This is a genomic window from Enterobacter sp. BIDMC 26, assembly GCF_000534435.1.
GTDB classification, from domain to species: domain Bacteria; phylum Pseudomonadota; class Gammaproteobacteria; order Enterobacterales; family Enterobacteriaceae; genus Enterobacter; species Enterobacter ludwigii.
The window spans coordinates 1,617,182-1,632,508 of the sequence record NZ_KI973182.1; the positions used below are offsets into that span (position 1 = coordinate 1,617,182).

The 15,327-nt window shown below is 56.7% G+C and carries 12 protein-coding genes; 3 read left to right on the forward strand and 9 right to left on the reverse strand.

Annotation, left to right across the window (positions count from 1 at the left end):
- Positions 1-2 precede the first annotated feature (2 nt).
- Both L462_RS15640 and L462_RS15635 read right to left on the reverse strand, forming a co-directional pair.
- Positions 3-236, reverse strand: a complete 234-nt coding sequence (locus L462_RS15640) for a YdcY family protein (RefSeq protein WP_020884026.1) — start codon at positions 234-236, stop codon at positions 3-5.
- Between the two features lie 51 nt (positions 237-287).
- A complete protein-coding gene (locus tag L462_RS15635) occupies positions 288-1,886 on the reverse strand; it encodes an ABC transporter substrate-binding protein (protein ID WP_025204114.1) in 1,599 nt (532 codons plus the stop codon).
- Positions 1,887-2,169: 283 nt separating this feature from the next.
- On the opposite strand from L462_RS15635, the gene L462_RS15630 reads away from it, so the two are divergent.
- Genes L462_RS15630 through L462_RS15620 form a run of 3 tightly spaced genes read left to right on the forward strand, consistent with a single transcriptional unit; the run spans position 2,170 to position 8,679 of the window.
- Positions 2,170-3,522 (forward strand): SrfA family protein, encoded by a 1,353-nt coding sequence (locus tag L462_RS15630; protein ID WP_032678245.1) that lies wholly within the window; start codon positions 2,170-2,172, stop codon positions 3,520-3,522.
- A 4-nt stretch (positions 3,523-3,526) separates the two neighbouring features.
- Positions 3,527-6,508: a virulence factor SrfB gene (locus L462_RS15625; protein ID WP_032678246.1), complete on the forward strand. Its 2,982-nt coding sequence runs from the start codon at positions 3,527-3,529 to the stop codon at positions 6,506-6,508.
- Positions 6,505-8,679 carry a virulence factor SrfC family protein gene (locus L462_RS15620; protein ID WP_032678247.1) on the forward strand — a complete coding sequence of 725 codons (2,175 nt, stop codon included), beginning with the start codon at positions 6,505-6,507 and terminating at the stop codon, positions 8,677-8,679. Before L462_RS15625 ends, L462_RS15620 begins: the two co-directional genes overlap by 4 nt.
- Before the next feature lie 33 nt (positions 8,680-8,712).
- On the opposite strand, the gene L462_RS15615 is transcribed toward L462_RS15620, so the two are convergent.
- The 7 genes from L462_RS15615 to ydcS all read right to left on the reverse strand — a co-directional run bounded on the left by L462_RS15615 (position 8,713) and on the right by ydcS (position 15,252).
- Positions 8,713-9,471, reverse strand: a complete 759-nt coding sequence (locus tag L462_RS15615; RefSeq protein ID WP_032678248.1) for an alpha/beta fold hydrolase — start codon at positions 9,469-9,471, stop codon at positions 8,713-8,715.
- An 86-nt stretch (positions 9,472-9,557) separates the two neighbouring features.
- On the reverse strand, positions 9,558-9,731 hold the full coding sequence (locus L462_RS0123440; protein ID WP_032670341.1) for a GhoT/OrtT family toxin: 174 nt from the start codon (positions 9,729-9,731) through the stop codon (positions 9,558-9,560).
- A 155-nt stretch (positions 9,732-9,886) separates the two neighbouring features.
- Positions 9,887-11,311, reverse strand: a complete 1,425-nt coding sequence (gene patD / locus L462_RS15610) for an aminobutyraldehyde dehydrogenase (protein ID WP_032678249.1) — start codon at positions 11,309-11,311, stop codon at positions 9,887-9,889.
- 24 nt (positions 11,312-11,335) lie between these two features.
- Complete coding sequence (locus tag L462_RS15605; protein ID WP_032678250.1) at positions 11,336-12,142, reverse strand: ABC transporter permease; 807 nt, start codon at positions 12,140-12,142, stop codon at positions 11,336-11,338.
- Positions 12,132-13,034 (reverse strand): ABC transporter permease, encoded by a 903-nt coding sequence (locus L462_RS15600; RefSeq protein WP_175392646.1) that lies wholly within the window; start codon positions 13,032-13,034, stop codon positions 12,132-12,134. Before L462_RS15600 ends, L462_RS15605 begins: the two co-directional genes overlap by 11 nt.
- A gap of 43 nt (positions 13,035-13,077) precedes the next feature.
- Entirely contained in the window at positions 13,078-14,091 is a 1,014-nt protein-coding gene (locus L462_RS15595; RefSeq protein WP_032678252.1) for an ABC transporter ATP-binding protein, read from the reverse strand.
- 15 nt (positions 14,092-14,106) lie between these two features.
- Positions 14,107-15,252, reverse strand: a complete 1,146-nt coding sequence (gene ydcS / locus L462_RS15590; RefSeq protein ID WP_020884016.1) for a putative ABC transporter substrate-binding protein YdcS — start codon at positions 15,250-15,252, stop codon at positions 14,107-14,109.
- Positions 15,253-15,327: the final 75 nt, after the last annotated feature.

A 15,327-nucleotide genomic window follows, 5' to 3' on the forward strand; every position in this document is an offset into this window, starting at 1 on the left:
CGCTACAGAATCGTACCGCCTTTGGTCAGCAATTCCTGACGGGCGTCCATCTCTTCTTTATGTTGCTTACCGTGATGTGCAATCGCGGTACGCAGACGCTGCTGCTGACTGTAGCGATCTTCACGGCTTAACGCTGCGTCATCGCTCAGTTCGATCAGCAGTTCATTCATTCGGCTAATCACTCCCTCTTCGATGGCGGTATCGACACGGGCGATAACTTCATTTAAATGTGACATTGTCACTCCTTGTCAGATGCCCGGCAGGCGCGGTGCCTGCCGGGGAAAAAGTCAGTTCAGTTTCGCTTTGGAGAAATCGCTGCCCATCAGGCTCACGCTGTACCCCGTTACGTTGCTGCGGGTGGCGTAGAACGTTTTGCCGTTCGCCAGCGCAATCCACGGTGCCTGAGCATAGAAGATCTCCTGCGCCTGGCTGTAGAGTTTCGCACGCTCACCCGGGTTGCTGGTCAGTTTGGCTTTCTTGACCAGATCATCATACCCCTTATCGCACCAGCGCGCGGCGTTCGATCCGGTTTTGATGCTGTCGCATCCCAGCAGTACATCAGCAAAGTTATCCGGGTCGCCGTTATCGGACATCCAGCCAAACAGCGCGGAATCATGCTCCCCTTTACGCATACCGGAGAGATACTCGCCCCACTCGTAAGAGACAATTTTGGCCTTCACGCCGACTTTCGCCCAGTCGCTCTGAATCATCTCCGCAATACGCTTCGAGTTAGGGTTATACGGACGCTGCACAGGCATTGACCACAGCGTCACGTCCGCACCCTTCTCCAGACCGGCCTGTTTCAACAAAGCTTTCGCTTTTTCAGGATCGTAGCTGTAGTCCTTCAGATCGTTATTAAAGCCCAGCATATTCGGCGGAATGGGGGATTTCGCCACCGTACCGGAACCCATAAAGACCGCATTCACGATGGCTTTTTTGTCCGTCGCATAGTTCAGGGCCTGACGCACCAGCACGTTATCAAACGGTTTTTTCTCGGTATTGAACGCCAGATACCCCACGTTCAACGCCTCCACGGCGTGCAGCTTCAGGTCTTTATTTTTGTTAATAACATCAAACTGAACCGGTGACGGCGCCGGAATGATCTGGCATTCGTTGGTCTGCAGCTTCGCCAGACGCGTTTCTACGTTTGGCGTGATGGAGAAAATAAGGTGTTTCGTCGGAACCGCACCTTCCCAGTAGTTCGGGTTAGCGACGTAGCGGATCAGCGAATCCACTTTGTACTGTTGCAGAACATACGGCCCGGTACCAATCGGCCAGGTATCGACATTCTCAGGCGTCCCTTTTTTCAGCATCGCGTCAGCGTATTCAGCGGAAAGAATAGAGGCGAAATCCATCCCCCAGTCAGCAAGGAATGCGGCGTTTGGTTCGCTCAGCGTAAACTGCACGTGATAATCATCAACCTTTTTGACGTCCTGAATCAGCTTGTCCAGGCCTACGTCATTAAAGTATTCGTAATTACCCTGCGAGACATTGTGATAAGGATGCTTAGGGTCTTTCTGACGCATGACGGAAAAAATAACGTCATCCGCATTAAAATCACGGGTCGGCTTGAAGTATTTATTGCTGTTGAACTTGACCCCTTTACGCAGCGTAAAGGTATAAGTCTTACCGTCCGGGGAAATTGTCCAGGACTCTGCCAGCGACGGTACCGGGGTGTTTTTCACCGGGTCGAAATTGATCAGGCGGTTATACAGGACCTGAGAGCTGGCCACGAATGACGGGCCCGAGCTGGCGATCTGCGGGTTGAAAGACTCCGGTGATGCTTCAGAGCAATAAATGATGGTGTCATTATTCGCCGCCCATGCGGCACCTGCTGGTAAGAGAGTGCTCAGCGCGAGGGCGAGCAGCGTTTTCCCTGTAGACATGGTTATAACCCTGGCAGTTTTATTATATTGGACTGTAATAACAGCACAGCCGCTATAACCTGGCAAATAACGAATCACTATCAGGTTATTCTAAAGCAACGTTTTCCGCTGGTTTTACAGCCAGTGCGCCAGAGGTTGATTTGCCTTAAGTGCTATTATTCGTCAAGCACAACCGCACCTTTCTATGCCACAAGAAATCGTCCCTTTTGGCGTCTCTTCCTCCGTTTGGTTGCTTCCCGATTTCGTTAAAGTAACGGTGTGAAGAAGTATATGGGATCAAATCGTGGCAAAAACTCTTTTACGCAGCGGTAATCTGGATGACTTTCAGGCCGTTGGCGGCGGCGGACAAGCCGTTTTTGAATCAGCGTTACAAATCCGGGAAGCGCTCCGGTTACGCAAACAACAGGCGATTGTCGACTGTCTGGCTATTCCGCAGGTCAATGATGGTGGCGACCGTGTCGACTGGTATTCGCCGGTCGACGGTTGTGTAACCAGCTGGAAAGCGGCGAACGAAGACGATCGTTATCGCGCCCTGCGCTATCTGGAAAATACGCTGGCCAGCGTTGAATCGCTGAGTAAGAAGTGCCTGCAGTCGCCAAAAACAGCGCAACAGCTTTTCGGCTCCCTGCTGTCGAAAGCATTTCAGTTTCCCGGCGAAAATTTCCTTTTCCTGGTTGATGGAAAGCCGGTCATAAGCTTCTGGGGGTTTGTAAACCTCAATGAGAATGCGCGTGACGACGTACTCGACTGTTTACGTGAATCGCTGATCCCTGAGCCAGCCCCGATTGTCATTGAAGACCCTGAACCCGAGCCGGAACCGACCCCAGTCCTGACCTTTGAACAGGCCGATGAGCCGCTGATCGCCCCGGCCACGGTGGTGCGCATCACGCCGGACGAACTGTATACGCCTGAGCCTGCGCCGGTCACTGTGCCACCTGTGGAAGAACCCGAGCCAGAGCCTGCGATCGTAGCCAAAAAACGCCGCGTTCCCCTGTGGACGCTTCCGGTTGCCGCCGTGATCGTTGCCGCGATTGCCACCCCGTTGCTGTGGCCAAAACAGGCCCCTTCTGCCGAGCCAGTGGCTGTCGTTGCCCCTGAACCTGTCGCCATTGCGCCAAAGCCGATTACAGCCGTTGAGCCACTGCCGATGAAATTACCGCTGCATCAGGCAGAGGTGATCGCGAGCAAAGAAAAAGAGCCGGCACCCGTTGCCGCCCCAGCGCCTGCGCCGGTTGTGATTGCGGCGATCCCGAAAGACGCCATGGTCATGGAAGCAAACCAGGTGAAAGCGGGGTCGACGCGTTTTCTGAACGGAACATGGCGTGCGATCCTCGACGTGAAAGATCCGATTACCGGCAAACCACCGTCGCTGCGCTATCAGATCCAGAACAATAAAGGCTTCGCTCGTGTTGTTCACGGTGACAATGTTGTCTGCCGCGTGGAGGTTTTCTCCGGGCTGCACAGCAATGGCGAACTGATGATCAAGAGTCGCGGTAATGCCCGCTGCACAGACGGTTCACGCTACCCGATGCCGGAAGTTGCCTGCAAAGCAGGTACCAGCGATGTCGCTGAATGTAATGCCCGTTATGATGCCAAAACCGTCGTTCCACTGACGTTCAAGAAAGCAGGTGCCTGACCCTATGCTGGTAAATCTTTGCGACTATAAACAGAGCGTCACGCTTATTGCCAACAGCGGCGTGCAATTCCTCGATTTTGGCCTGACTCCGCAGGACACCGCCAGCAACGGGCGCTTCGTACGTAAAACCGCCAACGGTCCGCTTCTGCGTCTCGATTTCGATCTCGTCAACGGGCGTTACACGCTGCCGGGATTGAACGGCGGACAGCCTGAAGTGGTGAAACCGGAAACCACGATCCCACTGCATCAGTCCCTGACGGTGCTGGATGGCGTCTGGCTCCCCATTCCCTTCCTGCGCTTCAATCCGCCACGTACCTTTGTTGACGGGCCGGATAACTGGGCGCGCGTCCAGGTGCGTAAACTTGAAACGCCTGATGCGGCAGGCAATACGCACCGCGTCACGCTCGCTCTCGACAGCCAGATTGCAGAGCATGCTACTGCCGCGCTGTCCCCGGTTGAAAATGACATTCTCAACGGCACCCGTTTCGGACTGGCATGGCGTGACGATGAGGTGGAAAGCTTCCTCGACCAGACCTGGATTGACGGCTGGCTGCGCGAGGCGTTTACCCACTATGCGACCGACGTTGAAAACCGCGCGGAACGCGACCTGCAACAGGCAATGCGCAGCTTTGAGTACCAGGCACACTGGCTCAACCTGCTGTCCATGCTCGGTGAACAGCTCACCGTGCCGGAAGTGAAATTTGTCACCCATACCCTCAGTACGCCGGCTATTCCGGTCGACCTGATCCTCGACGTCGGAAATACCCATACCTGCGGCGTTATTATTGAAGATCACGGTGATGCGAACGACGGTCTGCGCCAGACGGCCGAACTGCAGGTGCGCTCGTTAAGCGAACCACAGTTCCTCAATGAGCCGCTGTTTACCAGTCGTCTGGAGTTTTCAGAAGCGCGTTTTGGCAAGCAGCACTTCTCGGTGGAAAGTGGGCGTGAAGATGCCTTTGTCTGGCCGTCTATTGTCCGCGTGGGCGATGAAGCCCGCAAACTGGCTACGCACCGTCTGGGCACGGAAGGTAATAGCGGTATCTCCAGCCCGCGTCGCTACCTGTGGGATGAAACCCCGGTGGTCCAGGACTGGCGCTTTAGCCAGATGAACAGCAAAACCCAGCGCGAACCGCTGGCGACCGCGTTCCCGCTGATGAACCTGATGAACGATGACGGTGAACCACTCTTTACGCTGCCGCAGGACGAGCGACTGCCGGTCTTCTCCCCGCAGTACAGCCGCAGCACGCTGATGACGCATATGCTGTGCGAACTGCTGGCACAGGCGCTGGGGCAGATCAACAGCGTTGCCACACGCCTGCGTCTGGGTTTTCCGGCCTCGCCACGCCAGCTGCGTACGCTGATCCTGACCCTGCCCTCGGCGATGCCGAAGCAGGAATGCGAGATCTTCCGTCGCCGCATGTTCGAAGCGATCGCTATCGTCTGGAAAGCGATGGGCTGGCACCCGCAGGACGACGATTTTGCCACCCGTAAGCACCAGGAAAAAAGCGTGGTGCCGGTACCTGCAATCCAGATGGAGTGGGACGAGGCCAGCTGTGGTCAACTGGTGTGGCTGTACAACGAAGCGATCTCGCATTTTGGTGGTCAGACGGAAGCGTTCTTCGCCTCCCTCGCCCGCCCGGATCGTGAACCTGAACCGGGCGTGCAGCCGGGGCGCTCGCTGCGTGTCGCCTCTATCGACATTGGCGGTGGCACAACCGACATGGCGATCACCCATTATCAGCTGGATGACGGCTCCGGTAACAACGTCAAAATCACGCCGCAGCTGCTGTTCCGTGAAGGGTTTAAAGTGGCCGGTGACGACACCCTGCTGGACGTCATCCAGCGCTATGTGTTACCCGCCCTGCAAACCCAGCTGCAGAAGTCCGGCATCGCCGATGCCTCTCTGCTGATGGCCTCGCTGTTTGGTGACTCAGGACGCATCGATACCCAGGCGGTATTGCGCCAGCAAACGGCGCTTCAGCTCTTTATGCCGATTGGTCACGCCATCCTTGCCGCGTGGGAATCCAGCGACATCGACGATCCGCTGGCAGGCTTGCATGCCACCTTTGGCGATCTGCTGTCGCAGAAACCGACCCGCAACGTGATGAATTATCTGCAACAGGCCGTCGATCATGCCTTGCCGGCAGGTTCAGAAGCCTTCGATCTGTTTGCCGTTCCGCTGCACGTGAATTTCCGTGAAATGCAGGATGCGATGCTGGCAGGCCAGTTCACGCTGGCGTCACCCCTGCATGCGGTGTGCGAGGCCATTTCACATTACAGCTGCGATATTCTGCTGATCACGGGGCGTCCGGGCTGCCTGCCTGGCGTTCAGGCGCTTATTCGCCACCTGCAGCCGGTGCCGGTTAATCGCATCGTCTGGCTGGATAAATACCAGGTTCATGAATGGTACCCGTTCAGCCAGCAAGGACGCATTGGTAATCCAAAATCGACCGCCGCCGTCGGCGCGATGCTTTGCAGCCTGGCGCTTGACCTGCGACTGCCGCGCTTTAACTTTAAAGCCGCGGATATCGGTGCATATTCAACAGTTCGCTATCTGGGCGTCCTGGATAACACCGTAAACACCCTGCGTGAAGAAAACGTCTGGTATCAGGATATCGACCTGGATAAACCGGGTGCGAAACTCGACGCCCGTCTGCACTTCCCGCTGCGCGGAAATGTGACGCTCGGTTTCCGCCAGCTGGCGAACGCGCGCTGGCCGGCAACGCCGCTCTATACGCTTAGCATCAACTCGGCCGAACTGGCCAAAGCGATTGCGGGTGACGGCGTGCTGAACGTGCGGCTCAAACTTTGCGGCGGCAATAAGCATGAAGGGCCTGAATCCTTCGCGCTGAGCGATGCCTGGTTGCAGGACGGGACGCCGGTTCCGCCTGATGCTTTAACCTTCAAACTGAATACTCTGGCCGATCGCCGTCATAGCGGCAGCCACTACTGGATCGACAGCGGGAGCGTATACCTGAAATGACTGCGACGATGACCACCACTCAGGCCTTAATCGGGTGGATAAATGAGACGCGCCTGAACGCCCCTGTGCTGGATAACGAGGCCGATGCCCTTCTTGCGCGCATCAACGCGACGCAGGCACGGGAGCAGGCCATTGACCGCGCCCTGTCCCGCCCGGGCAGTATTGGACTTTACGGTCATTCTCAGAGTGCTAAAGCGCATCTGCTTTTATCGCTGTGCGGCAGCGGTAATGGCCGCCTGAACGTTACGCCAGGCCAGCGTACATTTGACTATTTTTCGCACATTAATCCGGGACATACCCTGACCAACATGGCCGTGCGCTTCACCCGCGGAAATGCAGAGGTGATGGATGAGGCGTTCCCGCTGCGCCTGAGCCTGGTGACAGAGGCAGAGCTGGTTCAGCTGTTTATCGCCCGCACCACGCTGCAGCCGGACATCCGCGCCGTGGATAAAGCGGTCATTGAGACGCGCCTGGAGAAGTGGCGTGGCCTGCGCCAGCCGCAGGGCGTTCCCGGTATTACGGCTCAGGACGTGGGTGCCATCGCCCGCTTCTGGCAAAGCTCAGTACCTGCCGCGAAACAGCAAATTGATGATGCCCTGTGGCATCAGTTTGCACAGCTGGTCCCTTCGCTCGATCTCAGCACGCGTGCCAGCGTCTGGTCGCTGCTGTGGGGTGAGCAACAGGAGTTGACCCAGCAGTGGTTAAAGCTCGCTCATGTCCTGCATCAGACCAGCCATGCCGGAGCACTCGCCGCCCCGCTCAGCCTGCTGGTCGATAACTTCGGACTGCCGGGCGAAGGGTTCCTGACTCACGGCACCTTTACCCTTCCGGAGGCCCAGGAGACGCTGCTTCATCCGCTGAACAACGGCGAGATGCTTAACGCCATCAGTATCCCTGTCGATACGCTCGCCTTCCTGACGCGTGAGCTGGTCTTGCCGGTCGAAAGCTGCGCCCTGGATAATGTCGATATTATTGATATTCCGGTCTTTTCAGATAACAGCGCCGATACACTGAACCAGGCTAAATGCCAGTGGTTGCTGGAGCATTATCGCCAGCAGCTGCAACCGGACGTGCTTGTTATCTGCAATGCGACAGCCCAGCACGAGCAAACGGCTAAAAAAGCCCGGGTGCTGATGAACTGGGTCAAAGAGACTCAGCCGGTTGAAGAATCCGCCCTGCCGGGGCTGGTGTGGGCGATTACGCCTCACGACGCACGTTTTACCACCCGTCAGAACCTTGATGAAACGGTACAGCACCTGTTGGGCAAACCGGGTGTGCGCTGGGGGACACTGCAGGCGCTGGACAGCCACAGCATGCAGCGCGTGATCGAGTGGTTGTCTCAGGCCACGTTACCCGCTCAGCGGCAGAAGCGTCTTAGCACGCTGAAAGCAATGCTGCGCCAGGAACTCTCGGCCCTGATGAAGGGGTATCTGGCACCGCTGGTTGAGGAACCCGGCGCCAGACGAACTCAGGCCGAAAACATGGTGCGCGTTCTGCAAAGCTCCGCCGCCCGCCACGGTGAACTGCTTGAAGGTCTTCTGCCGCCGCTTAAAGCCTTTGAAACCCTGCTGGCCGTTCAGCAGCCCCGCGAGGAGCAGGTGAACGGACTGTTTACGGATACCATTGACCTGTTTGCCGAGCATGCCCAGGAGAACGCCAGCCCATTCCAGACCAAAGACAAAGCTCGCCTGGCACATAAAGTCTGGATAAACCATCTGCGCCAGTGGAGCCGCAACGATGCCACTGCCGCGCGCCTTGGGCTGGAACCCGCTGTTTTGCAGCAAATTGCCGACGTTCTGGTGGTGGCCAGCTACCGACTGAACCTGCCACAGCAGTTGCAGAACATCGTTGAAACCGACAAGAGCAGCGCTGCTCAACTGCATGCCGTAATGGGCAACTTCATTGGCTGGCTGGGCTACGATCGGACACCCGCAGAGGCACGCCCGGCGAGCCGCATCCGTAAAGGCCAGGCAATCTTTGTCACACCGGTGGTCAACAGTACCGCGCCGCGCCTGACGCGTCTGGGAGAACAACCCGTACATGCGGCAACGGTGTATGTCTATGACTGGCTGGTCGCCCTCTATAGCCGGGCAATAGAGAACATCGATTTCCACCACCCGCACGATGTACAGCCTGCCGCACGCCAGGCCTTACAAGCCCTGTTACGTTAGCGCTCCTGGCCCGCAGAGATGCGGGCTATTCTTTCAGGTCGTGGTCATACACTCTGCTAACGTCTGCGCCAGTGCCGACGGATTTTCCCAGGACATGGAGTGTCCGGCCGCTGGGATGATTTTCACTTCAACGCCCCGCTTTTGCAGAGAGTCCACATCATCATCAGGCAGGGACCACTCGCCGAAAATCAACGTCACCGGGCAGCGCAGAGACAAAAACTGAACCTCCCATTCCGGCTCTACCCCTTCCACCAGGCTGGACGCGCCACGCCACACGGCATACGGCGCATTGCTTTGCAGACTGCCCGCCCAGGGTGAGGTTTCTGCATTGAGCAGCGCATCATACCCCTGCGCCAGGAACTGTTGTTCCGTCTGTGCAGCGATAGAGCGGCTGAACATGCCACCCCCGGCGTGAAAATTGGGTTCCGACACCATCAACCCTTTTACGCGTGGCGCCATCAGTCCTGCTGCCTCGATAGCAATGCTGCCACCCATACTATGACCATATAGCCAGAAGCTATCGAGTTTGAGATAGTCCAACAGTTCAGCCACCACTCGCGCCTGCTCGCTGGTGCGATAACGATACTGCACGGGTTTGTCGCTGTAACCGCTGCCGGGGAGATCGATAAGAATGGCTCTGCGCGCACCAAACCGGGCGTCAGAGACGATACGAGGATATTCATAAGAAGAGGCGCAGCCTAACCCGTGAATAAACACCACAGGATCGCCAGAGCCGGGAAGATCGTGCCAGCGCACAACGCAGCCGGCCTGCTGCGAGTAAAAACTGTTCATAAGCACTCCTTTAACGATTCACTGTGTATTTATACAGTCTTCGTGTCTGGAATGCTATGTTCATCTTTTAAAACGGGAAGCGTGCTTCAGAAAAGCGAGATCAACAGCGCAACGGGAAAGCTCATTGGCCAGGTTGACCCCACCAGAAAAGCACTGAGCAGTCGGATACGTTTGCGGTCTTTAGAGAGGAACCAGGTAATTAATGCACAGACAGAAGCCATGATTGCGTAAAAAACCAACATCTTTTGATACAACGTCATTCTGTTTACCAGAGCCGAAAAAATAACCGCACGCAATATGCGTCATATGTTGATACAGATCAAGTTTTTTCGTTACAGAATAACCATTTGAATACTATGGATAATGTACTGAAAGGAGAGAATGCCCGGCGCTGAATGCGACCGGGCATGGGGGCTTAGTGCTTTATCATCACGTGGCGAACAACGGTATAATCTTCAAGGCCGTACACCGACATATCTTTGCCGTAGCCGGATAACTTCATCCCGCCGTGCGGCATTTCGCTCACCAGCATAAAATGGGTATTAACCCAGGTGCAGCCGTACTGCAGACGCGCGCTCATCCGGTGGGCACGCCCTACATCGCGGGTCCAGACCGATGACGCCAGGCCGTACTGCGAATCGTTCGCCCATGCCAGCACCTGCGCTTCGTCATCAAACTCGGTGACACTTACAACCGGGCCAAACACTTCACGCTGAACGATAGCATCGTCCTGTTTTGCCCCTGCCAGAAGGGTTGGCTGGAAATAGTAGCCTGCCCCCTCTTTTTTGCTGCCGCCGGTCACCACGCGAATATGGCTCAGGGCTTTAGCCTCATCAACCGCCTTACAGACGCGTGAAAGATGGGCTTCGGAACTGAGCGGGCCCAGCTCGGTGGTTTCCTCCTCCGGCGCACCCATTTTCAGGCTCGCCACCGCGGCACCCAGTTTTTCCACCAGCGCGGCACAAACGCCTTTCTGCGCATAAATACGACAGGCTGCCGTACAATCCTGCCCGGCATTGTAGAAACCGAAAGTACGTACCCCTTCAACAACCGCATCAAGATCGGCGTCGTCGAAAACGATAACCGGGGCTTTGCCGCCCAGCTCCATATGGGTGCGTTTAATCGAGGACGCCGTGTGTCCAATAATATGTTCGCCGGTGGCAATAGAACCGGTGAGCGACACCATACGCACCTTTTCGTGGCCGGTCAGCGGATCGCCGACCGTTTTTCCGCGGCCAAACAGAACGTTCAGAACGCCTGCCGGGAAGATGTCTTTCGCCAGTTCCGCCAGCTTGAGGGCCGTCAGTGGGGTAATCTCCGAAGGTTTGATCACCACACAGTTACCCGCGGCCAGCGCGGGTGCCAGCTTCCATGCCGCCATCATCAGCGGATAGTTCCATGGCGCAATGGAGGCGACCACGCCCACCGGATCGCGGCGTATCATCGATGTGTGACCGTCAAGATATTCGCCGGCAGCCAGCCCGTTCAGGCAGCGGGCGGCGCCGGCAAAGAAGCGGAAAACGTCGACCACAGCCGGAATTTCATCTCCCAACGCACAGTGCAGCGGCTTACCGCAATTGAGCGATTCGAGACGGGCAAACTCTTCGCCGTGGGCTTCAATCACGTCAGCCAGCTTCAGCAGACACTCGGCACGCGTTTTAGGCGTGGTTTGTCCCCATTCAATGAATGCGCGATCGGCGGCCTGGACCGCCGCGTCGACCTGCGCTGCTGACGCTTCAGCAATCTCCAGAAGTACCTCTCCGGTGGCAGGGTTATAGACCGGCTGTTTTTCCCCGTCTCCGGCGACCAGTTCACCATTTATCAGCAGTTGTGTTTGCATAGCATTGTCCTGTTGAAATCAATGTTATTTCCCGCTTCCGGCACTGTTTTCGCCGTCGCGGGTGAGCCACCAGGCTCCCAGAATGGGTAGGGTTGTGACCAGCATCACCAGCAGTGCAACGACGTTGGTGACCGGCACGTCGCGCGGACGCCCGAGCTGATTAAGCAACCACAGCGGTAACGTGCGCTCGTGTCCCGCGGTAAATGTTGTGACGATGATTTCGTCAAACGAGAGTGCAAACGCCAGCATCCCCCCGGCCAGCAACGCCGAACCGAGATTCGGCAGGACCACGTAACGGAAGGTTTGCCAGCCGTCGGCCCCCAGATCCATTGACGCCTCGACCAGACTCCAGGAGGTGCGTCTGAAACGGGCAATCACGTTGTTAAACACCACCACCACGCAGAACGTGGCGTGACCAACCACGATGGTGAAAAAACCCGGCTCAAGGTCAATGGTTTTAAATGCCGTCAACAGCGCCAGACCGGTGATAATCCCCGGTAACGCAATCGGCAACAGCAGCAACAGCGAGATCGCATTTGTGCCAAAAAACGCGCTTCGCCACAGCGCCGCTGCAGCAAGCGTGCCAAGCACCAGCGCGATAGCCGTCGACAGCGCAGCGATTTGAAGTGACAACGTCACTGATTCAATGATGTCGCCACGCCCCGCTGCCACGGTGAACCACTTCAAGGTCAACCCCTGCGGCGGAAAACTGAACGCGGCGTCTTCGGTGTTGAAGGCGTAGGTCGCAATAATCAGCAGCGGGAAATGAAGGAAGATAACGCCTCCCCAGGCTGCCACTTTCAGGAACAACGGTGCGCGTTCAGAGTGCATCGAATGCTCCCAGACGTTTCACGAACGCCAGATAAAGAGAGATGAGGACAATTGGCACCAGGGTGAAGGCCGCGGCCATGGGCATATTGCCGATAGCACCCTGCTGGGAATAGACCATATTGCCAATAAAGTACCCCGGCGGCCCCACCAGCTGTGGAACAATGAAATCGCCCAGCGTCAGGGAAAAAGTGAAGATTGACCCTGCCGCAATGCCCGGGATTGCCAGCGGCAAAACGACGTAACGAAAAGTCTGGCGTGGTCGCGCGCCGAGATCGGCTGAAGCCTGCAGTAACGACGCGGGCAGCCGCTCCAGCGCCGCCTGTACCGGCAGGATCATAAACGGCAGCCAGATATAGACGAACACCAGAAAACGCCCCAGCCCGGAGGTGGAAAGCGTGTTTCCGCCAATGGCCGGAAGCGTAAGGATTGCGGTCAGGATCGGCTCCAGCCCCAGGTGGCTCAGAAACCACTGCGCTACCCCGTCTTTCGCCAGCAGCAGCGTCCAGGCATAGGCTTTAACAATATAGCTGGCCCACATTGGCAGCATCACGGCGATATAGAAGAACGCCTTCCACTTGCCGCGGGTGTAACGTGCCATGTACCACGCCATCGGAAACGCGAGGATAGCGCTGGCGATGGTCACCGCAATGGCCATCATCAGCGTACGCAGAATGATGTCATAGTTTGCCGGATTAAAAAGCGCCAGGATATTAGCAAACGTCAGGTCCGGCGTGACCGCCATGGTGAAATCGTCAAAGGTATAAAACCCTTGCCATAAAAGCGTGAGAAGCGATCCCAGATAAACGATGCCAAACCACATTAGCGGCGCGAGCAGCAGCAGGAACAGACCAAGCGATGGCTTACGCCAGAACAGTGCGGTAAGGCGGCTCATGCGGCTACGGTGGGCGGGAGGCGGCGCGACACGCGTGTTCATGTCACCTCTCCTCTTGCAGGCGAACCATGGCATCACGTGACCACGACGCCATCACCGCCTGTCCCGGCGTCACGCCGTTCAGCGTTGCGGCATCGCTAAAATTGGCCTGGCTGACCAGCAGTTTTGTACCGTCAGCGAGTTTTAGCTCAAGACGCGTTGCCGCCCCCTGATACTGTACTGCCTGCACCACGCCCTCAACCTGAACCTCACCGCTCTCATTGAGGCGAATATGTTCCGGCCGTAAAGAATAGATGCCTTCCATCCCGCACACGTTGTGTGCCATACCGGCGTCAAACACGTTCGAGGTCCCGACAAAGCTCGCCACGAAGGGCGTTCCTGGACGCATATAGAGATCGCGCGGGGTGTCGACTTGCTCAATGCGGCCATTATTGAAAACCGCGACCCGGTCAGACATCGACAGGGCTTCCCCCTGATCGTGAGTGACGAAAATAAAGGTGATGCCGAGCTCCTGCTGCAGCTTTTTCAGCTCGAACTGCATCTGCTCACGCAGTTTAAGATCGAGCGCGCCGAGCGGTTCATCCAGCAGCAATACCCGGGGTTCATTGACCAGCGCCCGCGCGATGGCGACACGTTGACGTTGCCCGCCGGAAAGCTGCGAAGGCTTACGCGTGACAGCAAAGCTTAGTCCCACTTTTTCCAGCGCTTGACGCGCCTGCGCATGCCGCGTTTTCTTGTCGATACCTTTGACCATGAGCCCGTACGCGACGTTGTCGAGGATCGACATATGCGGGAACAACGCATAATCCTGGAACACGGTATTCACATCGCGTTCCCAGGGGGGAAGTGCGCTCGCCTCTTTACCGAAGATTTTGATTGCGCCGCCTGACAGCTGCTCAAAACCGGCTATCAGACGCAGGCAGGTAGTTTTGCCGGAGCCCGAAGGCCCCAGCATGGAGAAAAACTCTCCGTCATGAATAGCAATGGTGACCCCATCCACCGCCCGCACGTCACCGTACAGACGGGAAACGTCATTAAACTCTACTGCGTACGTCATGTTCTGCTCCTGCGATTAACGGCCGCCCATGATAGCGATGTAATCCTGTGTCCAGCGGCTGTAAGGAACGAATTTGCCGCCTTCTGCAATCGGGGTTTTCCAGAACATGATTTTGTCGAAATAGTTGTAGCCGTTCGTTTCGCAGCCTTTATCGCCGAGCAATGTGCTGGCTTTACACCCTTCCGGCACCACAGGCAGCGAGCCAAACCAGGCCGCCAGATCGCCCTGCACTTTAGGCGTCAGCGACCAGTTCATCCATTTGTAGGCGCACATTGGGTGCTTGGCCTGCGCGTGCAGCATGGTGGTGTCCGCCCAGCCGGTTACCCCTTCTTTCGGGAAAACAGTGGCAACAGGCTGGTTCTCCGCTTTCAGGGCATTGGCCTGATAGGGCCAGGCGCTGGAGGCCACTACGCCTTCATTTTTAAAGTCGCTCATCTGAACGGTGGTGTCATGCCAGTAGCGGTGGATCAGCGCATGCTGGTCACGCAATACCTTCAGTACGGCGGCATACTGTTTTTCTGTTAGCTGGTACGGGTCGGTGATACCCAGCTGCGGCTGCGTGGCTTTGACAAACAGCGCCGCATCGGCGATGTAAATCGGGCCATCATAGGCCTGCACGCGGCCCTGATTGGTTTTACCGTCAGGTAAATTCTGTTTCGTAAAGACGACGCTCCAGCTGTCCGGCGGCGTCGGGAACGTTTTGCTGTTGTACATCAGCAGGTTTGGCCCCCACTGATACGGCGTGCCGTAGACGTTGCCGCCGACGTTAAACCATTCACCTTTGACGATCCGCGGGTCGAGGGTTTTCCAGTTTGGGATAAGGTCGGGGTTAATCGGCTGAACGCGTTTCCCCATGATCAGGCGCAGTGAGGCATCGCCCGAGGCAGTGACCAGATCGTATCCTCCTTTCGCCATCAGGCTAACCATTTCATCCGAGGTGGCCGCGGTTTTAACGTTCACCGCGCAGCCGGTCTCTTTTTCGAACTGCGTGACCCAGTCATAATTTTTATCGGTTTGTCCCCGTTCGATGTACCCGGGCCAGGCAATAATATCCAGTCGTCCTTCCCCGTCGCCGATAGCCTTCGGTGGCTCTGCGGCGTGCGCTGTCATGAGGGTCATGCCGAGCGCGCACAGGCTGCTGCGGGCAAATTTTTTGCTCATAAGAATTACTCCTGTCGCAATGAAATTTAGCGGCAGCCGTGCCGTAAAAATATCTCCCTAATTAAACGTAGACCG